Raw genomic sequence first — 24,204 nt, 5'->3', positions numbered from 1 at the left:
CTGATGAGGAACCGTCTGATGGCCGGCAAAACGCTCTACGACAAGCTCTGGGATTCGCATTTGGTCAAGCAGCGCGACGATGGCTCGGCGCTGATCTATATCGATCGTCACATCATCCACGAAGTGACCTCGCCGCAAGCCTTCGAAGGCCTGCGTCTGGCCGGGCGCAAGCCTTGGCGCATCGATGCCAACATCGCGACCCCGGACCACAACGTACCGACGACCCCGGAGCGCAAGGGCGGCATCGCAGCCATTGCCGATCAGGTTTCGCGTTTGCAGGTTCAGACCCTCGATGACAACTGTGATGAATACGGCATCGTCGAGTTCAAGATGAACGACATCCGTCAGGGCATCGTTCACGTGATCAGCCCGGAACAGGGCGCGACCTTGCCGGGCATGACTGTGGTCTGCGGTGACTCGCACACCTCGACCCACGGCGCCTTCGGTGCACTGGCGCACGGTATCGGCACCTCCGAGGTCGAGCACGTGCTCGCCACTCAGTGCCTGGTCGCCAAAAAAATGAAGAACATGCTGGTGCGCGTTGAAGGCCAGTTGCCGTTCGGCGTGACCGCCAAGGACATCGTCCTCGCGGTGATCGGCAAGATCGGCACCGCCGGCGGTAACGGCCATGCCATCGAATTCGCTGGCAGCGCGATCCGCGACCTGTCCGTCGAAGGCCGCATGACCATCTGCAACATGTCCATCGAAGCCGGCGCCCGTGTGGGCCTGGTGGCGGCCGACGAGAAGACCGTCGAGTACGTCAAGGGCCGTCCGTTCGCCCCCAAAGGCGCGCAGTGGGATCAGGCCGTCGAAGCCTGGAAAGACCTGGTGTCCGATGCCGACGCCAAATTCGACACCGTAGTCGAACTGGACGCTGCGCAGATCAAGCCGCAAGTCAGCTGGGGTACGTCCCCGGAAATGGTGTTGGCGGTTGACCAGAACGTGCCGGACCCGGCCAAAGAGCTGGACCTGGTCAAGCGCGACTCGATCGTCCGCGCCTTGAAATACATGGGTTTGAGCGCCAATCAGGCAATCACCGACATTCAACTGGACCGCGTGTTCATCGGCTCCTGCACCAACTCGCGCATCGAGGACTTGCGTGCGGCGGCCGTGATCGCCAAGGGTCGCAAAGTGGCCTCGACCATCAAGCAGGCCATCGTCGTGCCGGGCTCGGGTCTGGTGAAGGCGCAAGCCGAGGCCGAAGGTCTGGACAAGATTTTCCTCGAAGCCGGTTTCGAATGGCGCGAGCCGGGTTGCTCGATGTGCCTGGCGATGAACCCGGACCGTTTGGAATCGGGCGAGCATTGCGCCTCGACCTCCAACCGCAACTTTGAAGGCCGTCAGGGCGCCGGTGGTCGTACCCACCTCGTCAGCCCGGCCATGGCCGCTGCGGCGGCGGTGAACGGTCGTTTCATCGACGTTCGTGAATTGATCCAAGGAGCACAGTAACGATGAAGGCTTTTACTCAGCACACGGGTCTTGTCGCGCCTCTGGATCGTGCCAACGTCGACACCGACCAGATCATTCCGAAGCAGTTTTTGAAGTCGATCAAGCGCACCGGTTTCGGTCCGAACCTGTTTGACGAGTGGCGTTATCTGGATGTCGGCCAGCCGTACCAGGACAACTCCAAGCGCCCGCTGAACAAGGAGTTCGTGCTCAACGCCGAGCGTTATCAAGGCGCCAGTGTATTGTTGGCCCGCGAGAACTTCGGTTGCGGCTCCAGCCGTGAACACGCGCCATGGGCGCTGGAGGAATACGGCTTCCGCAGCATCATCGCGCCGAGCTACGCCGACATCTTCTTCAACAACAGCTTCAAGAACGGCTTGCTGCCGATCATCTTGAGTGACGCTGAAGTCGATGAATTGTTCAAGCAGGTTGAAGCCGAGCCGGGCTATCAATTGCAGATCGATCTGCAGGCGCAGACCGTGACCCGTCCGGATGGCAAGGTCTACAGCTTCGAGATCGACGCGTTCCGCAAGCATTGCTTGCTCAATGGTCTGGACGATATCGGTCTGACCTTGCAGGACGGCGATGCAATTGCGGCGTTCGAAGCCAGGCATCGCGTGAGCCAGCCTTGGTTGTTCCGCGACGCTTGATTTGAGGTGACACCGAAAAGATCGCAGCCTTCGGCAGCTCCTACATGGAGCGTCGTACACCTGTAGGAGCTGCCGAAGGCTGCGATCTTTTGATCTTGAAAAGGAGGTTCCAATGACCAGCACCGCCCAGCACACTCAGGTCGTACAGAAGCAATTCGGTGAACAGGCCGCCGCCTACCTGAGCAGCGCCGTTCACGCTCAAGGCACTGAATTTGCGCTGCTACAGGCTGAGCTGGCGGGGCAGGGCGACGCCCGGGTGCTGGATTTGGGTTGCGGTGCCGGTCATGTGAGTTTTCATGTGGCGCCGCTGGTCAAGGAAGTGGTGGCCTACGACCTGTCGCAGCAGATGCTCGACGTGGTTGCCGCCGCTGCCGTGGATCGCGGGTTTGCCAACATTGCCACGGTCAACGGCGCCGCCGAGCGTCTGCCGTTTGCCGATGGCGAGTTCGACTTCGTGTTCAGCCGTTATTCGGCGCACCATTGGAGCGATCTCGGCGTGGCCCTGCGCGAAGTGCGTCGGGTGCTGAAACCGGGTGGCGTGGCGGCGTTCGTCGACGTGTTGTCACCGGGCAGCCCATTGTTCGACACTTACCTGCAGAGCGTTGAAGTGCTGCGCGACACCAGCCATGTGCGCGATTATTCCGCCGGTGAGTGGTTGCGCCAGGTCAGCGAGGCCGGGCTGCACACCCGCAGCACCACCCGTCAGCGGCTGCGTCTGGAGTACAGCAGTTGGGTCGAGCGCATGCGCACCCCCGAAGTGATGCGCGCGGCGATCCGCCAGTTGCAGCAGTCGATGGGCAACGAAGTGCGCGAATATTTTGAGATTGATGCCGACGGCTCGTTCAGTACAGATGTAATCGTATTGATGGCTGAACGCTAAGCATTTTTCCCGGCGCGCCACCAGTGGCGCACCGACTGAAGACACGAGGAAAGCATGAGCAAGCAGATTCTGATTCTCCCAGGTGACGGTATTGGTCCGGAAATCATGGCCGAAGCGGTCAAGGTGCTGGAATTGGCCAACGACAAGTACAGCCTGGGCTTCGAGCTGAGCCATGACGTGATCGGTGGCGCTGCCATCGACAAGCACGGCGTGCCGCTGGCCGACGAAACCCTCGACCGTGCCCGTGCTGCCGACGCCGTGCTGCTGGGCGCGGTGGGCGGCCCGAAATGGGACACCATCGAGCGTGACATCCGCCCTGAGCGCGGTCTGCTGAAAATCCGTGCGCAACTGGGCCTGTTCGGCAACCTGCGTCCGGCGATCCTGTACCCGCAACTGGCCGATGCTTCGAGCCTCAAGCCAGAAATCGTTGCCGGTCTGGATATCCTGATCGTGCGTGAGCTGACCGGCGGCATCTACTTCGGCGCGCCGCGCGGCACCCGTACCCTGGAAAACGGTGAGCGTCAGTCTTACGACACCCTGCCGTACAGCGAAAGCGAAATCCGCCGCATCGCCCGTGTCGGTTTCGACATGGCCATGGTCCGTGGCAAGAAGCTGTGTTCGGTGGACAAGGCCAACGTGCTGGCGTCCAGCCAACTGTGGCGTGAAGTGGTCGAGCAGGTCGCCAAGGATTACCCTGAAGTCGAACTGAGCCACATGTACGTCGACAACGCCGCCATGCAACTGGTGCGCGCACCGAAGCAGTTCGACGTGATCGTCACCGACAACATGTTCGGCGACATCCTGTCCGACGAAGCGTCGATGCTCACCGGCTCCATCGGCATGCTGCCGTCGGCCTCGCTGGATTCGAACAACAAGGGCATGTACGAGCCTTGCCACGGTTCGGCGCCGGACATCGCCGGCAAAGGCATTGCCAACCCACTGGCAACCATTCTTTCGGTGTCGATGATGTTGCGTTACAGCTTCAATCTGCACGATGCGGCCGATGCCATCGAGAAGGCCGTCAGCGTGGTGCTGGATCAAGGCCTGCGCACCGGTGACATCTATTCGGCCGGTTGCACTAAAGTCGGTACGCAGGAAATGGGTGACGCAGTAGTCGCCGCGCTGCGGAATCTGTAATCTCTCGGGCCCACTGCGAAATTCAATACAAAGCAGTGGCCCACTTTTCAAGAAGGTGTAGTTGCGATGAAACGTGTAGGTCTGATCGGTTGGCGCGGCATGGTCGGTTCCGTGCTCATGCAGCGGATGCTGGAAGAGCAGGATTTCGATCTTATCGAGCCGGTGTTTTTCACCACTTCCAATGTCGGTGGCCAAGGCCCGTCCGTGGGCAAGGACATTGCTCCGCTCAAGGACGCTTACAGCATTGAAGAGCTGAAAACCCTCGACGTGATCCTGACCTGCCAGGGTGGCGACTACACCAGCGAAGTGTTCCCGAAGCTGCGCGAAGCCGGCTGGCAGGGTTACTGGATCGACGCGGCCTCCAGCCTGCGGATGAACGATGACGCGGTGATCATTCTCGATCCGGTCAACCGCAAGGTCATCGACCAGCAACTGGACGCGGGCACCAAGAACTACATCGGCGGCAACTGCACCGTCAGCCTGATGCTGATGGGCCTGGGCGGCCTGTTCGAAGCCGGTCTGGTCGAGTGGATGAGCGCCATGACGTATCAGGCGGCCTCTGGTGCCGGCGCGCAGAACATGCGTGAACTGATCAAGCAGATGGGCGCGACCCACGCGGCAGTTGCCGATCAACTGGCCGATCCGGCCAGCGCGATCCTCGACATCGACCGTCGTGTTGCCGAAGCCATGCGCAGCGACGCATACCCGACCGAAAACTTCGGCGTACCGCTGGCCGGCAGCCTGATCCCGTGGATCGACAAGGAACTGCCGAACGGCCAGAGCCGCGAAGAGTGGAAGGCCCAGGCCGAGACCAACAAGATCCTCGGCCGCTTCAAGAGCCCGATCCCGGTCGACGGCATCTGCGTGCGCATCGGCGCCATGCGTTGCCACAGCCAGGCGCTGACCATCAAACTGAACAAAGACGTACCGATCGCCGACATCGAAGGGCTGATCAGCCAGCACAACCCTTGGGTCAAACTGGTGCCGAACAACCGCGACATCAGCATGCAGGAGCTGAGCCCGACCAAGGTTACCGGCACCCTGAATGTCCCGGTGGGTCGTCTGCGCAAGCTGAACATGGGTTCGCAATTCGTCGGTGCTTTCACCGTCGGCGACCAACTGCTGTGGGGCGCGGCCGAACCGCTGCGCCGCATGCTGCGGATCCTGCTGGAGCGTTGATCGCTTGAGCCGTGAAAGAACCCGCGCCTTGTGAGAGGTGCGGGTTTTTTTATGGCTGATGGTTCTCGGTTGCCCGGGCGGGCCTCATCGCGAGCAGGCCCATTCCTACAAAGGAGGGTGGTGTACACAAATTTTCTGATCAACACCGATCACTGTAGGAGTGAGCCTGCTCGCGATGAGGCCGGTGCAGACGCCGCAAATGCCCGGCAGAAATTGCCTGCATGGCAGTCACCCGGTAAAGTGCCGCTCCCCCCGTTTCGCCAGAGGTAGCACCATGACCCAGACCCTTGATATTGCCGTCGTCGGCGCCACCGGTACTGTCGGCGAAACCCTCGTACAGATTCTCGAAGAGCGCGACTTCCCGGTCGGCAACCTGCACCTGCTGGCCAGCAGCGAATCCGCCGGCAGTTCGGTGCTGTTCCGCAACAAGAACGTGCGCGTGCGCGAAGTCGACGAGTTCGATTTCAGCAAGGTCAAACTGGTGTTCTTCGCCGCCGGCCCGGCGATCTCGCTGAGCTACGCGGCGCGGGTCCATGCGGCCGGTTGCTCGTTGATCGACCTCTCCGGCGCATTGCCGGCCGAGCAGGCGCCGCAAGTGGTGCCGGAAGCCAATGCTGAGGTCATCGCCGGTCTGAAAGCGCCGTTCCAGGTCAGCAGCCCAAGCCCGTCGGCCACGACGCTGGCTGTGGTGCTGGCGCCGCTGCTGGACTTGATCGACCTGCAATACGTCAACGTTACCGCCAATCTGGCCGTGTCCGCGCAAGGTCGCGAAGCCGTGACCGAGCTGGCGCGGCAGACCGCCGAGCTGCTGAATATGCGTCCGCTGGAGCCGACTTTCTTCGATCGGCAGATGGCCTTCAACCTGCTGGCCCAGGTCGGCACCCCGGACGCCCACGGCCACACGTTGCTGGAAAAACGCCTGGTGCGCGAGTTGCGTCAGGTGCTGGCGCAGCCTTTATTAAAGATTTCCGCAACTTGCGTTCAAGCCCCGGTGTTTTTTGGCGATAGCTATAGCGTGACCTTGCAGTCAGCGAGCGCGGTCGACCTGGAAAAGGTCAACGCTGCACTTGAAGATGCACCCGGCATAGAGCTGGTCGAAGCCGGCGATTACCCGACGGCGGTGGGTGACGCGGTGGGGCAGGACGTGGTCTATGTCGGTCGCGTGCGCAGCGGAGTCGACGACCCGGCGGAACTTAATCTGTGGCTGACGTCAGATAACGTACGCAAAGGCGCAGCCCTCAATGCTGTGCAGGTTGCTGAATTGTTGATAAAAGACCTGCTGTAAAAGATACTTGGCAACAATTTGTCGACTGATTCTAGGTGAGCGCTATGCTTGCCCGGAGCACTTGATAACGTGTCACCCTCCGGGACTTTCCGGGGCATCAAAGAAATGATCGCGCGCGGCAGTCTGTCGTCGTCGCGCGCAATGCCTTACGGCAGCGGCAATCAACATCTTCTCGCTGGCCGAGGAACGTTCAAACAAAGGATGAGGCTATGGTTCAAGTTCGCAAACTGGTGTTAGCAATAGCGGCCGCCTCGGCGCTGTCCTCCGGTATGGCGCATGCCCTCGGGCTCGGGGAGCTGACCCTGAAGTCGACCCTGAACCAGCCGCTGGTGGCCGAAATCGAGCTGCTCGACGTCAAGGATCTCACCGCTGCCGAAGTGGTGCCGAGCCTGGCTTCGCCGGAAGATTTCGCCAAGGCCGGCGTCGATCGCCAGGCCTTCCTCAACGATCTGACCTTCACCCCGGTGCTCAACGCCAGCGGCAAAAGCGTACTGCGCGTGACCTCGAGCAAACCGCTGTCGGAACCGATGGTGAAATTCCTCGTGCAGGTGATGTGGCCCAACGGCCGTCTGCTGCGCGACTACAGCGTGCTGCTCGATCCGTCGAAGTTCTCGCCGCAAACCGCTGACGCCGCCGCGCAACCGGCACCGTCGCAGACCATCACGGCGCCGACCACCGGGGCCACACACCCGAATCAATACACCACCACGCCGCGCGATACCCTGTGGGAAATCGCCGCGAAGGCGCGCACCGGTGGCTCCGTGCAGCAAACCATGCTGGCGATTCAGGCGCTGAACCCGGACGCGTTCATCGACGGCAACATCAACCGGCTGAAAACCGGTCAGGTGCTGCGTCTGCCGGACTCGGTCGAAAGCACCGCGCTGCCGCAATCGAAAGCGATCGCTGAAGTGGCCGCGCAGAACGAAGCCTGGCGTCAGGGCCGTCGTTATGTCGCCAAGCCGGGTACCGGCCAGCAGCAGCTCGATGCCACCAAACGGGGTCGCAGCAATGCCGGTGCCGGCCAGAATGCCAAAGACAACCTGAGCCTGGTTTCCGCCGAAAGCGCCAAGGCGCGAGGCAAGGGCCCGGCCGGCGATGCCAAGGCCTTGAGCAACAAGCTGGCGGTCACTCAGGAAAGCCTCGACACGACCCGTCGTGACAACGAGGAACTGAAAAGCCGCATGTCCGATCTGCAAAGCCAGCTGGACAAGCTGCAACGCCTGATCGAGCTGAAGAACAACCAACTGGCGAAAATGCAGGCTGACGGTACGGGCGCTGCGCCAGCCGCCAACGCTGCCGTGCCGGCGATCACGGCCGAACTGGCCGCGACACCGCCAGCGACCCCGGCAGAAGCTGCGCCTACCCCGGAATCGGCGATTGCGCCACCGGTCGACACGCCTGCCGAGACGCCAGTCGTCGCGCCGAAACCGGCTGTCGATGAAGACAAGACTTTCAACGAGCTGCTGACCAATCCGATCCTGTTGGGTCTGATCGGTGGCGGTGCGGTGGTGCTGCTGCTTCTGCTGTTGCTGCTGGCGCGTCGCCGTAAAGCCCAGCAGGAAGCCGAGAAGCACCTGCGCATGGCGCGTGCCCTGGCTGAGGAACAAGAGTTCTCCGCCGAACAGGATCTGCCGGAAAGCAGCTTCGAAGGCCTGGAAGTGCCTGCCGCCAGCGTCAAGCTGAATACCGCAGCACCCGCGCTTGCTCCAGCCCCGGCAGCGGTCGTGACGCCAGTGGTGATGGCTGAGCCGATTGCGGCGCCACTGGTTGCGCCGGCTGCCGAGCGTTCCGATGACGTGCTGGACAAGGCCCAGTCGCACATCAACGCCGGTCGCCTGAATCAGGCTGCTGCGCTGCTGGAAGAGGGTGTCAGCCTTGAGCCGCAACGCAGCGACCTGCGCCTGAAACTGATGGAAGTCTACGGTCAGCAGGGCGACCGCGATGCGTTCGTCGGTCAGGAGCGTCAGCTGGTGGCCAATGGCGACAACTTCGCCAAGGTCGAAGAACTGAAAAAACGCTTCCCGGCCATGGCCGTCGTGGCTGTTGCGGGTCTGGCAGCAGCGGCGGTCGCTGCCGAGCTGGACGCGCAATACGTCAAGGACCTGCTGCTCGACGAGCCTGAGGCGCCTGCACCTGAGCCTGCGCCAGTGGCAGACGATCTGGACAGCGCGTTCGAGCTGAGCCTGGATGACCTCGACAACATTACTCCGGTAGAGCCGGCCCCTGTCGTGGAGCCTGAAGCGCCGGTGGAGCTGGACGAATTCCCGGCAGACGACGATCTGAGCTTTGAATCGGTGCTGCAGCAGCAGACCGAAATCAAGGAAAACCTCGACGACTTGTCGGACTTCGACCTGGATCTGGACCTCGGTGCCGAACCTGCGCCAGCCCCTGCGGCTGACCTGGCGGACGATGACTTCCTGCTGGATCTGGACGAAGGCGTGAAAGATTTGTCGCCGGTCGAGCCTGCCGTGGTGAACGAAGCGCCACAGGACGATCTGGAGCTGCCGGCAGATTTCGATCTGTCACTGGCTGACGAGATGGACAGCAATCCGGCCGAACCGGATGCCTTCGCCGCCGAGCTGAATGACGTCAACGCCGAGCTGGATCGCCTGTCGCAGAGCATTGCCGAGCCGACCTTCACCGAAGCCGATGCGGCGATGGGTGATGACCTGGGCGAAGACGATTTCGACTTCCTCGCCGGCACTGATGAAGCGGCCACCAAGCTCGATCTGGCCCAGGCCTACATCGACATGGGTGACAACGACGGTGCCCGCGACATCCTCAACGAAGTGTTGACCGAGGGTGACGAGAAGCAGCGTGGCGAAGCCAAGGAAATGCTGTCGCACCTGGCTTGATTCAGCGTCAGCAGTAAACAGAACGGCAGCCCATTGAGGCTGCCGTTTTTGTTTGGGTGGGTATCTGTAGCGGCTGCGCTATCGTCATCGCGAGCAGGCTCACTCCTACAGTTGGAATGCTTTCCCCTGTAGGAGTGAGCCTGCTCGCGATGGCGGCCGAACCGCTGATAGAGAATTCTGGCATCCCCGGTCCACCGCCTTATAATGCCCGCCTTTGTAGATCAGCAGGCTGTCCCACCTTGGCAAACATAGATAACCCGGTCGCCGAAATGGCACCCGAAGGCTTTTACCGCGTGGCACTGGGCGTCGAGTACAAAGGCTCGCGTTACAGCGGCTGGCAGCGTCAGTTGACGGGTGTCGCCACGGTGCAGGAAGAGCTCGAAAAAGCCTTGTCGAAAGTCGCCAACTCGCCGATTTCGTTGCAGTGCGCCGGTCGCACCGATGCCGGGGTGCATGCGTGCGGGCAAGTGGTGCATTTCGACACGCCGGTCGATCGCTCGCTGAAAGCCTGGGTGATGGGTGCCAACATCAATCTGCCCCACGACATCAGTGTCAGCTGGGCCAGGGTGATGCCGGCGCATTTCCATGCGCGGTTCAAGGCTATCGCCCGACGTTATCGCTACGTGATCTATAACGATCAGATTCGTCCGGCGCATCTCAACGAAGAAATCACCTGGAACCATCGCCCGCTGGACGTCGAGCGCATGGCTGAAGCGGCGCAGTACCTGATCGGCACCCACGATTTCAGTGCGTTTCGCGCCGGCCAGTGCCAGGCGAAGTCGCCGATCAAGAAAATGCACCACCTGCGCGTGACCCGTCACGGCAAGATGATCGTGCTCGATATCCGCGCCAACGCATTCCTGCACCACATGGTGCGCAACATCGCCGGTGTTCTGATGACGATTGGCGCTGGCGAGCGCCCGGTGGAGTGGATGAAGGAAGTGCTGGAGAGTCGCGAGCGGCGTTCCGGCGGTGTGACAGCGCATCCGTATGGGTTGTATCTGGTGCAGGTCGAGTACCACGACGAGTTCCCGTTGCCTGAGCGTTTCATCGGGCCACATTTCCTTACGGGTTTCTCTGGCCTCGACGGCTGACGCCCCCGGACGCTTTTGTTACCATCCGGGACTTTCCCGGTTTTTACCTTGAGGTTTTTATCGACATGTCCGCCGTTCGCAGCAAGATTTGCGGGATTACCCGCATAGAAGATGCGTTGGCAGCGGTCGAGGCCGGGGCCGATGCCATCGGTTTCGTGTTTTATGCGAAAAGCCCGCGGGCGGTGAGCGCGCAGCAGGCGAGGGCGATCATCCGGGCCTTGCCGCCGTTCGTGACCACCGTCGGCCTGTTCGTCAATGCCAGCCGCTGCGAGTTGGGGGAAATCCTCGATGCCGTGCCGCTGGATCTGCTGCAGTTTCATGGCGATGAAAGTGCGCAAGAGTGCGAGGGCTGGCATCGTCCCTACATCAAGGCGTTGCGGGTCAAGGCCGGCGACGACATCGCGGCCGCCGTCGATGCCTATCCGAGCGCCAGTGGCGTGTTGCTCGACACCTACGTCGAAGGCGTGCCTGGCGGAACTGGCGAGGCGTTCGACTGGTCATTGATTCCGCAACAGTTGAGCAAGCCGCTGATCCTGGCCGGTGGTCTGACGCCGGACAACGTCGCTGACGCCGTAGCCCGGGTCAAGCCGTACGCGGTCGATGTCAGCGGTGGGGTAGAGGCGAGCAAGGGCATCAAGGATCATGCGAAGATCCGCGCGTTCATCGATGCCGTACGTAGAAGCTCACAGGGAGCGCCTATTTCGATGTGACGGCTGGCAGTCTGCCGCCGTCCATCAATGCACTTGCACAAAGCAGGCGAGGCTGAGGGTTTTTGGAGTTGCACGCAGGTCATGTTTCGCGCTGACCGCGGGGTTCCACCGACCATCGCCACACACATGAATTTAGCTGAAGGGCATACGCGGGGCTGCGAACCAGAGCGTTCGGGCCGCCGGTACTGGAGAAAGAAAGCATGAGCAACTGGTTGGTAGACAAACTGATCCCTTCGATCATGCGTTCGGAGGTCAAGAAGAGCTCGGTGCCTGAAGGTCTGTGGCACAAATGCCCGTCCTGCGAGGCTGTGCTGTATCGCCCTGAGCTGGAAAAGACCCTGGACGTTTGCCCCAAGTGCAACCACCACATGCGCATCGGCGCACGGGCGCGCATCGACATCTTCCTGGATGCCGAAGGCCGCAACGAGCTGGGTGCCGATCTGGAGCCGGTTGACCGTCTGAAATTCCGTGACGGCAAGAAGTACAAGGACCGTCTGGTCGCTGCACAGAAGCAGACCGGCGAAAAAGACGCGCTGATCTCCGTCAGCGGCACCCTGCTGGGCATGCCGGTGGTGGTTTCGGCGTTCGAATTCAGCTTCATGGGCGGTTCCATGGGTGCCATCGTCGGTGAGCGCTTCGTGCGCGCCGCCAACTACGCCCTGGAAAACCGTTGCCCGATGATCTGCTTCGCCGCTTCCGGTGGTGCGCGGATGCAGGAAGCGCTGATCTCGCTGATGCAGATGGCCAAGACTTCGGCGGTGCTGGCGCGTCTGCGTGAAGAAGGCATCCCGTTCATCTCGGTACTGACCGACCCGGTCTACGGCGGCGTTTCCGCCAGTCTGGCGATGCTCGGCGACGTGATCGTCGGTGAGCCGAAAGCACTGATCGGCTTCGCCGGTCCACGTGTGATCGAGCAGACCGTGCGGGAAAAACTGCCGGAAGGCTTCCAGCGCAGCGAATTCCTGCTGGAGCACGGCGCCATCGACCTGATCATCGATCGTCGTGAACTGCGTCCGCGTCTGGGCAATCTGCTGGCGCAACTGACCGGCCAGCCGACACCGACCTACATCGCCGCTCCAGTCGAGCCAATCGTCGTTCCGCCGGTGCCTGCCAACGTATGACCGAGCGTACCCTTGGCGAGTGGCTCGCCTACCTTGAGCAGTTGCATCCATCGGCCATCGACATGGGGCTGGAGCGTTCGCAACAGGTAGCGTCCCGCATGGGGCTGGGCCAGCCGGCGCCTCGGGTGATTACGGTCACCGGCACCAACGGCAAGGGTTCGACCTGCGCATTCGTGGCTTCGTTGCTGCGGGCGCAGGGCCTGAGCGTGGGTGTCTACAATTCTCCGCACCTGCTGCGTTACAACGAGCGGGTGCAGCTCAATGGCGTCGAAGCCACTGACGCACAGCTGTGCGACGCCTTTGCGGCGGTTGAAGCCGGCCGTGGCGAAACCTCGCTGACTTACTTCGAAATGGGCACCCTGGCGGCGTTCTGGCTGTTTCAGCAGGCCGGGCTCGATGCGGTGGTGCTGGAAGTCGGTCTGGGTGGGCGTCTGGATACGGTCAATGTGGTGGACGCCGATATCGCGCTGGTCACCAGCATTGGCGTCGATCATGCCGAGTACCTGGGTAATACCCGCGAATCCGTAGCCTTCGAGAAGGCTGGGATTTTCCGTCAGGGCAAACCTGCCTTGTGCGGCGATCTGAACCCTCCGCAACCCCTGCTCGACAAGGCGCGTGAACTGGCGTGCCCGTTTTTCCTGCGTGGGCGTGATTTCGACCTCGGTATTTCCGATCAGCATTGGCAGTGGCGCGGTACCGATGCGCAAGGTCAGCAGGTCGAATTGCACGACCTGCCGCTGCTGGATTTGCCGATGGAAAACGCGGCGCTGGCATTGCAGGCATATCTGTTGCTCGGTCTGCCGTGGGATGCAGCGCAGATCGTGGCGGCCTTGCAGGCGACTCGCGTGGTGGGTCGCCTGGATCGTCGCTCGTTTCAGTTCAATGGCAAGCGTCTGAACCTGCTGCTGGACGTGGGGCATAACCCGCACGCGGCGGAGTATCTGGCGCGGCGCCTGGCCAGTCGGCCACCGGTGGGCAAGCGCCTGGCGGTGTTCGGCTTGCTTGCCGACAAGGATCTGGATGGCGTTGTCGGCGAATTGAATGCTAGTGTCCAGCAGTGGGCGGTCGCGCCACTGGATTCGCCGCGTTCGCGCCCGGCCAGTGAATTGCACGCTGCGCTGCAGAACCTTGGCGCGTCCGTCACGTCCTATGACAGTGTTGCGGCGGCGCTGGAAGGGCAATGTGCAGTGGCCACCAGCGACGACGAGATTCTGTTGTTCGGATCATTTTATTGTGTCGCCGAGGCCCTCGAATGGCTGGCCCGGCGCTCCACGGAGGAAGCGGCAAATGGCTTTGCTGGATAAAGCGTACAAGCAGCGCATGGTTGGCGCGCTGGTGCTGGTGGCGCTGGCGGTGATTTTCCTGCCGATGCTGTTTTCCCGCCAGGACGAGCAGCGTCAGGTGACGGTTGAGGCGCCCGCCGCGCCGCAAGCGCCGGCTGTGCCGCAAGTGCAGCTTGAGCCGGTCGCCGTGCCTGAGCCGCAAACGCTGCCGCAAGAACCAGTGCCGAGCGATGACGAAGTGGCCGAGCAATCGGCGCCGTCGCTGCCGATTGCGCCTGCGCCAGCGCCTGCTCCAGTCGCCAAACCGGTTGCACCGGCGCCAGCGCCGGTGGCCAAGCCGACAACGGCACCGGCCCAGCCGATTGCGGCGGCCCCGACCAAGCCTGACACCACGCAGAGCCGCGTCGACGCCAACGGTCTGTCGGTCAGCTGGTCGGTGCAACTGGCCAGCCTGTCGAGTCGTGCCAGCGCCGAGAGCCTGCAGAAAACCCTGCGCAGCCAGGGCTACAACGCTTACATCCGCTCTGCCGATGGCAAAAATCGGGTGTTCGTTGGTCCGCTGATCGAACGTGCCGAGGCCGATCGTCTGCGTGATTTGTTGAGCCGTCAGCAGAACCTCAAGGGTTTTGTCGTGCGCTTCCAGCCCGAGCGCGGCTAGGATCTATCGATTCGATTGAAATGCACTGAAAATCGCAGCTTACCGACAGCCATGCGCTCTGCTAAAATGCGCCGCCTTATCCGTCTGTAGGCTGCACTGTGCCATTTACCCTGGTTGACTGGGCGATCGTTGCAATCATCGCCATCTCCGCTTTGATCAGTTTGAGCCGCGGCTTCGTCAAGGAAGCACTATCGCTGGTGACCTGGATCATTGCAGGAGCCGTTGCCTGGATGTTCGGTGGCTCACTGTCCGAGTACCTCGCCGGATACATCGAAACCCCATCGGCTCGCGTGATCGCGGGCTGTGCCATCATGTTTGTCGCCACACTGATCGTGGGCGCAATGATCAATTATCTTATCGGCGAGTTGGTTCGCGTGACCGGGTTGTCCGGCACCGACCGATTCCTGGGCATGGCCTTCGGCGCAGCGCGTGGCGTGTTGCTGGTGGTCGTGGCAGTCGGGCTGTTGAGCCTGGGGCCGGTACAGCAGGACGGGTGGTGGAAAGAATCACAGCTCGTGCCAAAGTTTCTATTGGTCGCCGACTGGTCCAAAAACCTGATTCTCGGGTGGAGCAGTCAGTGGCTTGCCAGCGGAATCAGCGTACCCGCTGATATTCCGTTCAAGGAGCAGCTCTTGCCGTCGGCCAAAACGCCACAGTGAGTGTTGTTCAGTTCAGATCCATTAAGTAGGGGTTGCGTCGCATGTGTGGCATCGTCGGTATCGTCGGTAAGTCGAACGTCAATCAGGCGCTGTATGACGCGCTAACCGTGCTCCAGCACCGCGGCCAGGACGCTGCCGGTATCGTGACCAGCCATGATGGCCGGTTGTTCTTGCGCAAGGACAATGGCCTGGTGCGTGACGTGTTTCATCAGCGTCACATGCAGCGCCTGGTCGGCCACATGGGTATTGGCCACGTGCGTTACCCGACCGCCGGCAGCTCGACCTCGGCCGAGGCTCAGCCGTTTTACGTCAACTCGCCGTACGGCATCACCCTGGCGCACAACGGCAACCTGACCAACGTTGAACAGTTGGCCAAGGAGATTTACGAATCCGACCTGCGTCACGTCAACACCAGTTCCGACTCGGAAGTGCTGCTGAACGTGTTCGCTCACGAGCTGGCCCAGCGCGGCAAGCTGCAGCCGACCGAAGAAGACGTGTTTGCCGCCGTGACCGACGTGCACAATCGTTGTGTCGGCGGTTACGCGGTGGTCGCGATGGTCACCGGTTACGGCATCGTCGGTTTCCGTGACCCGCACGGCATTCGTCCGATCGTGTTCGGCCAGCGTCACACCGACGAAGGCGTCGAGTACATGATCGCCTCCGAAAGCGTTTCGCTGGACGTGCTCGGCTTTACCCTGATTCGCGACCTGGCTCCGGGCGAAGCGGTCTACATCACTGAAGACGGCAAGCTGCACACCCGTCAGTGCGCGACCAACCCGTCCCTGACCCCGTGCATCTTCGAACACGTCTACCTGGCGCGTCCGGACTCGATCATCGACGGCGTGTCGGTGTACAAGGCCCGTCTGCGCATGGGTGAGAAGCTCGCCGAGAAGATCCTGCGCGAGCGTCCAGAGCACGACATCGACGTGGTCATCCCGATTCCGGACACCAGCCGCACCGCTGCGCTGGAGCTGGCGAACCATCTGGGCGTGAAATTCCGCGAAGGTTTCGTCAAGAACCGTTACATCGGTCGTACCTTCATCATGCCGGGCCAGGCTGCGCGCAAGAAGTCGGTTCGGCAGAAGCTCAACGCCATCGAACTGGAATTCCGCGGCAAGAACGTGATGCTGGTCGACGACTCGATCGTGCGCGGCACCACCTGCAAGCAGATCATCCAGATGGCCCGCGAAGCCGGCGCGAAAAACGTCTACTTCTGCTCGGCTGCTCCGGCAGTACGCTTCCCGAACGTCTACGGCATCGACATGCCGAGCGCTCACGAGCTGATCGCGCACAATCGTTCGACACAAGACGTGGCGGATCTGATCGGCGCGGACTGGCTGATCTATCAGGACCTGCCTGACTTGATCGAAGCGGTCGGTGGCGGCAAGATCAAGATCGAGCACTTCGATTGCGCGGTGTTCGACGGCAAGTACGTCACCGGCGATGTCGATGAGGCTTACCTGAACAAGATCGAGCAGGCGCGCAACGATGCCTCCAAGGTCAAGACCCAGGCGGTCAGTGCGATCATTGATCTGTACAACAACTGAGTTTCTACCGGCCCTGAGGGGCCGGTTTTGTATCTGGCAAAAGACTTTTACTTATTCAGAACAGGGCAAGGAGTGACAGCATGAGTCAGGAATGGGATGCCGGTCGGCTGGATAGCGACCTCGAAGGCGTAGCGTTCGATACCCTGGCCGTACGTGCCGGTCAGCACCGTACGCCGGAAGGCGAACACGGTGATCCGATGTTCTTCACTTCCAGCTACGTGTTCCGCACCGCTGCCGACGCGGCTGCACGGTTTGCCGGGGAAGTGCCGGGCAACGTTTACTCGCGTTACACCAACCCGACCGTGCGCGCGTTCGAAGAGCGTATTGCTGCGCTGGAAAGCGCCGAGCAAGCCGTTGCGACCGCCACCGGTATGGCTGCGATCATGGCCGTGGTGATGAGCCTGTGCAGCGCTGGCGATCACGTACTGGTGTCGCGCAGCGTGTTCGGTTCGACCATCAGCCTGTTCGAGAAATATTTCAAGCGCTTCGGTGTGGAAGTCGATTACGTGCCGCTGGCCGATCTGTCGGCGTGGGACGCGGCGATCAAACCGAACACCAAACTGCTTTTCGTCGAGTCGCCGTCGAACCCGCTGGCCGAGCTGGTGGATATCACCGCGCTGGCAGAAATCGCTCACGCCAAAGGCGCGATGCTGGTGGTCGACAACTGCTTCTGCACGCCTGCGCTGCAGCAACCGCTGAAACTCGGTGCGGACATCGTCGTGCACTCGGCGACCAAGTTCATCGACGGCCAGGGTCGTTGCATGGGAGGTGTGGTGGCCGGTCGCAGCGAGCAGATGAAGGAAGTCGTCGGTTTCCTGCGCACCGCCGGGCCGACCCTGAGCCCGTTCAACGCGTGGATCTTCCTCAAGGGCCTGGAAACCCTGAACCTGCGGATGAAGGCGCACTGCGCCAACGCCCAGCAACTGGCCGAATGGCTGGAGCAGCAGGACGGTATTGAGAAAGTCCATTACGCCGGTCTCAAGAGCCATCCGCAGCACGAACTGGCCCAGCGTCAGCAGAAAGGCTTCGGTGCGGTGGTGAGTTTTGAGGTCAAGGGCGGCAAAGAGGGCGCCTGGCGCTTTATCGATGCGACCCGGTTGATTTCGATCACCGCCAATCTCGGTGACAGCAAAACCACCATCACCCACCCGAGCACTACCTCCCACGGCCGTCTGGCGCCGCAGGAACGTGAAGCGGCGGGAATTCGTGACAGCCTGATCCGCATTGCGGTCGGTCTGGAAGACGTGGCGGACCTGCAGGCCGATCTGTCGCGCGGTCTGGCGGCGTTGTGATCGAGTTGTCTACTCCGACAGCAGGCACTCATGGCCGCGTCGCGCTGGTCACGGGTGCTGCGCGCGGCATCGGTCTGGGTATCGCGGCGTGGCTGATCAGCGAAGGCTGGCAAGTGGTGCTGACGGATCTTGATCGTGTGCGTGGTTCGAAAGTGGCGAAGGTGCTGGGCGAGAATGCCTGGTTCATCGCCATGGACGTGGCGGATGAAAGCCAGGTAGCGCTCGGCGTTGCCGAAGTGCTCGGGCAATTCGGTCGTCTGGATGCGCTGGTGTGCAACGCGGCGGTGGCGGATCCGCACAACATCACTCTGGAAAGCCTTGATCTGGCTTACTGGAACCGGGTGCTGGCGGTGAATCTCAGCGGGCCGATGCTGCTGGCCAAGCACTGTGCGCCGTATCTGCGGGCGCACAACGGCTCGATCGTCAATCTGGCGTCGACCCGTGCGGCCCAGTCCGAGCCGGATACCGAGGCTTATGCGGCGAGCAAGGGCGGGCTGTTGGCGCTCACGCATGCACTGGCGATCAGCCTTGGGCCGGAGATCCGCGTCAATGCGGTCAGCCCAGGCTGGATCGATGCGCGCGATCCGTCGGCGCGGCGTGCCGAGCCATTGGCCGATACCGATCATGCTCAGCATCCGGCGGGCAGGGTAGGGACGGTCGAGGATGTGGCGGCGATGGTGGCGTGGCTGCTGTCGCGCAATGCCGGGTTTGTGACCGGGCAGGAATTTGTCGTCGACGGTGGCATGACGAAAAAGATGATTTACGAGCAGTGAGAGGCAGCTGCAAGCGTCGAGCTGCAAGTTGAGGCGAGATCACGGTGTATCTGGTTTAGATGTTTATGCTTTTTCTTGCAGCTTGAGACTTGCCGCTAAAAACTGTTTTTGAAAAAAACTTCAATCCTGCTATTGACTTAGGTTCGCTACCTGCGTAAATTTCGCGGCCTCGGAGATGCAAACGGGTGATTAGCTCAGCTGGGAGAGCGTCTGCCTTACAAGCAGAATGTCGGCGGTTCGATCCCGTCATCACCCACCACTCCCGAGAGACTTGCGAAAGCAAGAGGTAGGCTGAAAGTGCCTCCACCGACGCGCAGCGGTAGTTCAGTCGGTTAGAATACCGGCCTGTCACGCCGGGGGTCGCGGGTTCGAGTCCCGTCCGCTGCGCCATATTTTACGAGTCAGGCATTGTCTGGTTCGCGATTGAAAAGCACCGAAGCTTTCAATCAAAACGAGTTACTTGAGCGCAAGCTCAAAGCGATACGCAGCGGTAGTTCAGTCGGTTAGAATACCGGCCTGTCACGCCGGGGGTCGCGGGTTCGAGTCCCGTCCGCTGCGCCATATCTGTTTCAAGGACCACTGAACGCCTTGGAACACCGAAAGCAACCTTTGGTTGGTTCGGAATCGATAGCAAAGACCCTGGTCGAAAGACCGGGGTTTTTTGTGTCTGAAATTTGACCTTCTCCCATTTCCTGCTTCATGCCCAAGCCCTGTAGGCGCTGCGGCACGCTGCGATCTTTTGATCCTGATTCTGATTTTTCAAGATCGACATCAAAAGATCGCAGCGTGCCGCAGCGCCTACAGGGTTTTTTGCTGTTTGCTGCGGTGCCACGTCGCATTGATTTTTTGATTCTTTAGTCAAATTTTTGTAACTGGTTGTTTGCTGCGAGCCCGGAAACCTTTAAAGTTAACCTTTCGGTCAGCTTTGCACTGTCATTACGCCCTTTGTTTAGCCAAAAAGGGCTTCTGCAAGACTCGAGATTCCCAGTAGATAACCAGAAGGGCGGACACATAACCGCCCAGAGGATGATCCATGTCCAACCGTGATATATCCCGGCGCTCGTTCCTTCAGGGCGGGCTGGTGGCGGGTGTGAGCGTTACGCTTGCGCCGCTCAGCAGTCAGGCGCTGGCTGCCTTGATGGAAAACAGCGTGACCGTGCCGTCCGAGAAGTGGCTCGGCAACAATGGCAAGGCGCGCCAACGTAACGACGCATTGTCCAAAGTCTGTGGCAGCAAAGTATTTGCCCGTGACATTCGTTCCAAGGACATGCCGGGCTGGCCTGAGCAACAGGGCCACGCCATGCTGCTCAAAACCATCAAGGCCGACCGAATCTACGATGGCTACGACCTGTCGTGGCTCGGCGCTGATCTGCAACCTGACCGCATCGTCACCGCAGCCGACCTGGACAAGGACGGTATTGTGTTCCCGGAAGAGCACGCGCCGGACCCATTGCTGCCTGAAGGCAAAGTGCCGATGTTCATCGGTCATCCGGTAGCGATCCTGATCTGGAACGATTTCGAGCGTTTCCGCCAGGCCAAGAACAAACTCAAATTCAATGACAAGGCGATTCGTTACGGTGCGCAAGTGCCGTACTACGAAGGCGACCCTTATGGCAGCTTCCGCTACGTGCGCGTGGGCGGTCCCACCTCGGCCGACGAAGACGAATTCGCCAGCCTCAAGGACTCGATCCTGTTCCCGATGCTGAAGAACCGTCGTCCGGTGTGGAATTCCCAGCCGAACCTGCACGGCAACCTGACCGAACGTGGTCTGTTTTACGCTGACCGCATGAAGAAAGAGATCGATACACCGCCGGACAACTGGCTGGTGTTCGATGAGCGTTACAAGACCCCGTCGATCGAACCGGCCGCGATGGAGCCGGACAACGGCAACGGCTGGTACGACCCGAAAACCAAGACCCTGCACTTCGTGGTTGCCACCCAGTGCCCGCTGGAAGCGGCGACCGAGACCGCGAAAATGATCGCGCCGTCGCGCTTCGGTCTGGCCAACCTGAACATGCACCCGGGTTACACCGTGGGTTACGGTTCCAAAGACCACAACATCTTCGTCTACTACGCCGCCCTCGCGGCGCTGTACGGCGCTGGTGTGCCGATACGTCTGGCCAACGATCGCTACGAGCAGTTCCAGAGCGGCATCAAGCGCCACCCGTTCGATATCCGCTACCAACTGGCGGTGGACAAGAACGACTACAGCTTCAAGATTTTCCGCGCTGAAATGAGCGTCGACGGCGGCGGTCGGATCAACTACAGCCCGTCGGTGGCGGCGGTGGGCGCCACGGCGGCGCAGTCGATTTACTACATGCCGCAGAACGATCTGCAGGTCACCGCCTACCACTCCCGTGGTGTTGAAGCGGGTTCGATGCGCGGCTACGGCACGCTGCAAAGCATGGCCTCGACCGAAATGATGGTCGACGAAATCGCCAATCGCCTCGGTATCGACGCGATCGATCTGCGTCGCAAGAACGCCCTGCGTTCGGGCATGAAAAACACCCAGGGCGCGATCCCGGCCGGTGCCTTGCGCCTGCACGAGATTCTCGACAAGGCCTCGGTGCACGAAGTCTGGAAAAACCGCGACGCGATCAAGCAGCAGCGCGAAGCTGCGGACCCGGATAACTGGTACGGCGTGGGTTTTGCCATTTGCCAAAAAGACTTCGGCACCGGTTCCGAAGCGCCGATGGCCAGCATCGAATTCAGCGCTGAAGGTCGCATCACCCTGCGCCACATCGGCATTGAAATCGGCACCGGCATGTCCACTTCGCAAGCGCTGGTGGTGGCCGACTTCCTCGGCAGCCCGGCGCATGACGTGAAGACCGGCGAAACCGAATGGAAGGAAATGCAGCTGATCACCAGCGGCAACCCTTACATCATGAGTCAGGCCGAGCAGGACAACCTGCTGCGCAATCCGCGCTGGGTCGGCAAGCTGGCCTCGGCATCGTCCGCGACCAACTCGGCTTACTACTTCAGCCACGCCACCCGTGAAGCGGCACGCGTGCTGTTCAACAACGGTCTGTGGCCGGCGGCCATGGAGATCTGGCGTCAGGGCCCTTATGGCGGTCAAGCCAACCCTTACGTGGTACGTCGCGAAGATGCGCATTGGGTCGACGGCAAGCTCACCGCCAACGGCATGCAGCCGTTGAGCTTCGAAGAGCTGGCCAAGCACGCTCACGAGCGTGGTCTGGTGACCGGCGCCACCGTTCATGCGTTCAACCGCTGGAGCTGGGCCGAGGCCGAATACAGCATCGACGGCGTGCGCGAGCGTCTGCCGCTCGACGGTCTGGCGGTGAAGTACGGCGATGGCGCGCCGAAGGCGAAGAAAGCGCTGATGAGCACGGCGGGTTTCCACCTGCTGGATCGCCAGAACATCAACTACCCGGTTGTCCAGTTGAACAACGCTGCTGTGACTTACTACAGCCCGGTCGCGACGCTGGTAGAGCTGAAGGTCAACAAAGGCTCGGCGGAAGTCGAAGTGCTCAACCACCACTCGTGGGTCGAGTGCGGTCGGGTGCTGGTCGAAGAACTGGTCAAGGGCCAGCTCGAAGGCGGGATCGCCATGGGCATCGGTCACGCGCTGATGGAAGAGATGCCGCTGTACGAAGGCGGACCGGGGGAGGGTGACTGGAACTTCAACCGTTATCGCCTGCCGATGGCCCGCCACGTTGCGGTGTGGAAGCAGACCGCGGAGATTCTGCCGCCGCTGTCGCCGAGCGATCCGTCCAAAGGCATCGCCGAAGTGGTGATGATCCCGGTGGTCGGTGCCATCGGTAACGCCGTGGCACACGCCATCGGTAAACGTGTTCGCGATCTGCCAATCACTGCTGCGCGCATCAAGGAGGCCCTCAATGGCTAACCGTCCGCTTCAACTGACCCTCAACGGTCAATCCGTCGGCCCGGTGGACATCCCTGATGACCTGCCGATGATCGACTACCTGCACGAATACAAGAACCTCACCGGTTCGCGCCTGGGCTGCGGTCAGGGCATCTGCCACGCCTGCGTGGTGATCGTCGACAACCCCGACGGCACCAGCGAAGAAGTGCGTACCTGCATCACCGGCGCGCATTACTTCGAAGGCAAGAAAGTGCGCACCATCGAAGCCCACGCCAAGCGTGACGAGCAGGGTCAGGTCACTGAGCTGAACCCGATCCAGCAACGCTTCGTCGACGAATTCGCCTTCCAGTGCAGCTATTGCGCACCGGGCTTCGTCAACGCCGCGACGGTGCTGGTGGAGAAGCTGCAGCGCCAGCCGATCGCCAAGAGCAAGCTGGAACAGGTCATCGAGGACAGCCTCGGCCATCACGTCTGCCGTTGCACCGGGTACGTGCGTTATTACAACGCCACCCGCAACGTGCTGACCGATCTCGGCCTGGTCAAGGAGGGTTGAGCATGAAGCATCTACTGACCCGCCTGACCCTGGCGGTCGGGCTGGCTGCGCCGGTGGTGTTTGCCCACGCCGACGATCAGGTCAAGCGCGGCGAATACCTCGCCCGCGCCGCCGACTGCATGGCGTGCCACACCGCACCGGGTGGCGCGCCGTTTGCTGGCGGGCTGCCGATCGTCTCGCCGTTCGGCACGATCTACGGCACCAACATCACCCCGAGCAAAGAGCACGGCATCGGCCTGTACAGCGATGACGAGTTCTTCGCGGCGCTGACCGAAGGCAAGCGTCGCGACGGGGCGAATCTGTACCCGGCAATGCCGTATACCTCGTATCACCTGGTGCCGCGGGAAGATTCGGATGCGATCCACGCGTACCTGAAAACCATCGAGCCGATCGAGCGCGCCGCGCCGGTCACCAGTCTGAGCTTTCCGTTCAACGTGCGTCTGGGTCTGATGGGCTGGAACATGCTCTACGGCAAAGCCTTGAAGCTGGAGCCTGGCGAAGGCAAAAGCGAGGCCTGGAAGCGCGGCCAGTACATGGTCGAAGTGCTCGGTCACTGCGGCGAATGCCATACGCCACGCGGCCTGCCGGGTGCGATGCAACTGGACAAGCGTCTGACTGGGGGTATCCTCAATGGCTATCTGGCGCCGAGCCTGCTCGCCACTGATCTGGCGGCGCGCGGCTGGAATCAGCAGGACCTGAGCACGTTCCTCAAGCACGGCATGAGCGCCCAGGGCACGATGTTCAACGAGATGTTCCCGGTATTCCACAACAGCACCCAAGGCCTGAACGATCAGGATCTGGCGGCGATGGCGACGTTCCTGCTTGGTGACAAGCCGCCTGCAGCCAAAGAGCTCGTTGAGGTATCGGTGGACAAGCTCAGCCCGAGCGCCCAGCGCGGCCGTCAGGAATATTTGAACGTCTGCGCCGGTTGCCATGCCGCCGGTGGTGAAGGCAAGCCGCACATCGCCGTGGCCATGCGTGGCAATACCACGCTGCGTCTGGAGGATCCGCGCAACCTGGTGCGGGTGATCGAGGACGGCATCGGCGAACAGAAATTCGCCGGGTTCGAGCACATGCAGCCGATGCCGGGTTTTGCCGACAAGCTCAGCGCTGAACAACTGACCGATCTGCTGAACTACCTGCGTCAAGGCTGGGGCGGTCAATCGGCGGAGCTGGCGGTCAGCGATGTGCAGAAGCTGCAAGCGCAAGTTCCGGCCGTCGAGCACAAGGCGCACTGA

Annotated in this window: 20 protein-coding genes and 3 tRNA genes; 22 read left to right on the top strand and 1 reads right to left on the bottom strand. The window is 61.4% G+C overall.

Features of this window, described 5'->3' with window-relative positions; genetic code table 11:
* The first annotated feature begins 18 nt into the window (after nucleotides 1–18).
* The 19 genes from leuC (at nucleotide 19) to NN484_RS17730 (ending at nucleotide 19,130) form a co-directional block, all read left to right on the top strand.
* Nucleotides 19–1,449: a 3-isopropylmalate dehydratase large subunit gene (leuC, locus tag NN484_RS17820; protein WP_274657577.1), complete on the top strand. Its 1,431-nt coding sequence runs from the start codon at nucleotides 19–21 to the stop codon at nucleotides 1,447–1,449.
* 2 nt (nucleotides 1,450–1,451) lie between these two features.
* Complete coding sequence (leuD, locus tag NN484_RS17815) at nucleotides 1,452–2,096, top strand: 3-isopropylmalate dehydratase small subunit (protein WP_274657576.1); 645 nt, start codon at nucleotides 1,452–1,454, stop codon at nucleotides 2,094–2,096.
* A 112-nt stretch (nucleotides 2,097–2,208) separates the two neighbouring features.
* The gene (locus NN484_RS17810; protein WP_274657575.1) at nucleotides 2,209–2,976 is read left to right on the top strand and encodes a class I SAM-dependent methyltransferase; all 768 of its coding nucleotides are present in this window, start codon (nucleotides 2,209–2,211) and stop codon (nucleotides 2,974–2,976) included.
* A 54-nt stretch (nucleotides 2,977–3,030) separates the two neighbouring features.
* A complete protein-coding gene (leuB, locus tag NN484_RS17805; RefSeq protein WP_003226430.1) occupies nucleotides 3,031–4,113 on the top strand; it encodes a 3-isopropylmalate dehydrogenase in 1,083 nt (360 codons plus the stop codon).
* A gap of 66 nt (nucleotides 4,114–4,179) precedes the next feature.
* Nucleotides 4,180–5,292 (top strand): aspartate-semialdehyde dehydrogenase, encoded by a 1,113-nt coding sequence (gene asd / locus NN484_RS17800; protein ID WP_003226428.1) that lies wholly within the window; start codon nucleotides 4,180–4,182, stop codon nucleotides 5,290–5,292.
* A 274-nt stretch (nucleotides 5,293–5,566) separates the two neighbouring features.
* Nucleotides 5,567–6,577: an aspartate-semialdehyde dehydrogenase gene (locus tag NN484_RS17795; protein ID WP_215502500.1), complete on the top strand. Its 1,011-nt coding sequence runs from the start codon at nucleotides 5,567–5,569 to the stop codon at nucleotides 6,575–6,577.
* Between the two features lie 209 nt (nucleotides 6,578–6,786).
* On the top strand, nucleotides 6,787–9,432 hold the full coding sequence (locus NN484_RS17790; protein ID WP_274657574.1) for a motility hub landmark protein FimV: 2,646 nt from the start codon (nucleotides 6,787–6,789) through the stop codon (nucleotides 9,430–9,432).
* Between the two features lie 269 nt (nucleotides 9,433–9,701).
* Entirely contained in the window at nucleotides 9,702–10,526 is an 825-nt protein-coding gene (truA, locus tag NN484_RS17785; protein WP_064588347.1) for a tRNA pseudouridine(38-40) synthase TruA, read from the top strand.
* Between the two features lie 65 nt (nucleotides 10,527–10,591).
* On the top strand, nucleotides 10,592–11,236 hold the full coding sequence (locus NN484_RS17780) for a phosphoribosylanthranilate isomerase (protein WP_274657573.1): 645 nt from the start codon (nucleotides 10,592–10,594) through the stop codon (nucleotides 11,234–11,236).
* Between the two features lie 200 nt (nucleotides 11,237–11,436).
* Complete coding sequence (gene accD / locus NN484_RS17775) at nucleotides 11,437–12,357, top strand: acetyl-CoA carboxylase, carboxyltransferase subunit beta (RefSeq protein ID WP_127650418.1); 921 nt, start codon at nucleotides 11,437–11,439, stop codon at nucleotides 12,355–12,357.
* Entirely contained in the window at nucleotides 12,354–13,661 is a 1,308-nt protein-coding gene (gene folC, locus NN484_RS17770; RefSeq protein WP_127650420.1) for a bifunctional tetrahydrofolate synthase/dihydrofolate synthase, read from the top strand. Before accD ends, folC begins: the two co-directional genes overlap by 4 nt.
* On the top strand, nucleotides 13,645–14,298 hold the full coding sequence (locus NN484_RS17765) for an SPOR domain-containing protein (protein WP_274657571.1): 654 nt from the start codon (nucleotides 13,645–13,647) through the stop codon (nucleotides 14,296–14,298). The genes folC and NN484_RS17765 overlap by 17 nt, the downstream gene beginning before the upstream one ends.
* Nucleotides 14,299–14,396: 98 nt before the next feature.
* Nucleotides 14,397–14,957: a CvpA family protein gene (locus NN484_RS17760; protein WP_007961197.1), complete on the top strand. Its 561-nt coding sequence runs from the start codon at nucleotides 14,397–14,399 to the stop codon at nucleotides 14,955–14,957.
* Nucleotides 14,958–14,998: 41 nt separating this feature from the next.
* Nucleotides 14,999–16,504 carry an amidophosphoribosyltransferase gene (gene purF, locus NN484_RS17755; RefSeq protein ID WP_127650424.1) on the top strand — a complete coding sequence of 502 codons (1,506 nt, stop codon included), beginning with the start codon at nucleotides 14,999–15,001 and terminating at the stop codon, nucleotides 16,502–16,504.
* Nucleotides 16,505–16,584: 80 nt separating this feature from the next.
* Nucleotides 16,585–17,796 carry an O-succinylhomoserine sulfhydrylase gene (locus NN484_RS17750; RefSeq protein ID WP_127650426.1) on the top strand — a complete coding sequence of 404 codons (1,212 nt, stop codon included), beginning with the start codon at nucleotides 16,585–16,587 and terminating at the stop codon, nucleotides 17,794–17,796.
* Nucleotides 17,793–18,569 (top strand): SDR family oxidoreductase, encoded by a 777-nt coding sequence (locus NN484_RS17745; protein ID WP_127650428.1) that lies wholly within the window; start codon nucleotides 17,793–17,795, stop codon nucleotides 18,567–18,569. Before NN484_RS17750 ends, NN484_RS17745 begins: the two co-directional genes overlap by 4 nt.
* 183 nt (nucleotides 18,570–18,752) lie before the next feature.
* A tRNA-Val gene (locus tag NN484_RS17740) sits at nucleotides 18,753–18,828 on the top strand.
* Nucleotides 18,829–18,882: 54 nt separating this feature from the next.
* Nucleotides 18,883–18,959: transfer RNA gene (locus NN484_RS17735), tRNA-Asp, on the top strand.
* Nucleotides 18,960–19,053: 94 nt separating this feature from the next.
* A tRNA-Asp gene (locus NN484_RS17730) sits at nucleotides 19,054–19,130 on the top strand.
* An 8-nt stretch (nucleotides 19,131–19,138) separates the two neighbouring features.
* On the opposite strand, the gene NN484_RS17725 is transcribed toward NN484_RS17730, so the two are convergent.
* Nucleotides 19,139–19,408, bottom strand: a complete 270-nt coding sequence (locus tag NN484_RS17725) for a hypothetical protein (protein WP_215502506.1) — start codon at nucleotides 19,406–19,408, stop codon at nucleotides 19,139–19,141.
* A 194-nt stretch (nucleotides 19,409–19,602) separates the two neighbouring features.
* Here NN484_RS17725 and NN484_RS17720 point away from each other — a divergent pair, with 194 nt between their 5' ends.
* Genes NN484_RS17720 through NN484_RS17710 form a run of 3 tightly spaced genes read left to right on the top strand, consistent with a single transcriptional unit; the run spans nucleotide 19,603 to nucleotide 24,204 of the window.
* Nucleotides 19,603–22,434 carry a xanthine dehydrogenase family protein molybdopterin-binding subunit gene (locus NN484_RS17720; protein WP_215502507.1) on the top strand — a complete coding sequence of 944 codons (2,832 nt, stop codon included), beginning with the start codon at nucleotides 19,603–19,605 and terminating at the stop codon, nucleotides 22,432–22,434.
* Nucleotides 22,427–22,966, top strand: a complete 540-nt coding sequence (locus tag NN484_RS17715) for a (2Fe-2S)-binding protein (RefSeq protein ID WP_025111196.1) — start codon at nucleotides 22,427–22,429, stop codon at nucleotides 22,964–22,966. Before NN484_RS17720 ends, NN484_RS17715 begins: the two co-directional genes overlap by 8 nt.
* Nucleotides 22,967–22,968: 2 nt before the next feature.
* Nucleotides 22,969–24,204: a c-type cytochrome gene (locus NN484_RS17710; protein WP_127650434.1), complete on the top strand. Its 1,236-nt coding sequence runs from the start codon at nucleotides 22,969–22,971 to the stop codon at nucleotides 24,202–24,204.

This window comes from Pseudomonas serboccidentalis (assembly GCF_028830055.1).
GTDB lineage: Bacteria > Pseudomonadota > Gammaproteobacteria > Pseudomonadales > Pseudomonadaceae > Aquipseudomonas > Aquipseudomonas serboccidentalis.
This window is presented reverse-complemented; position numbering and strand designations above follow the sequence as displayed.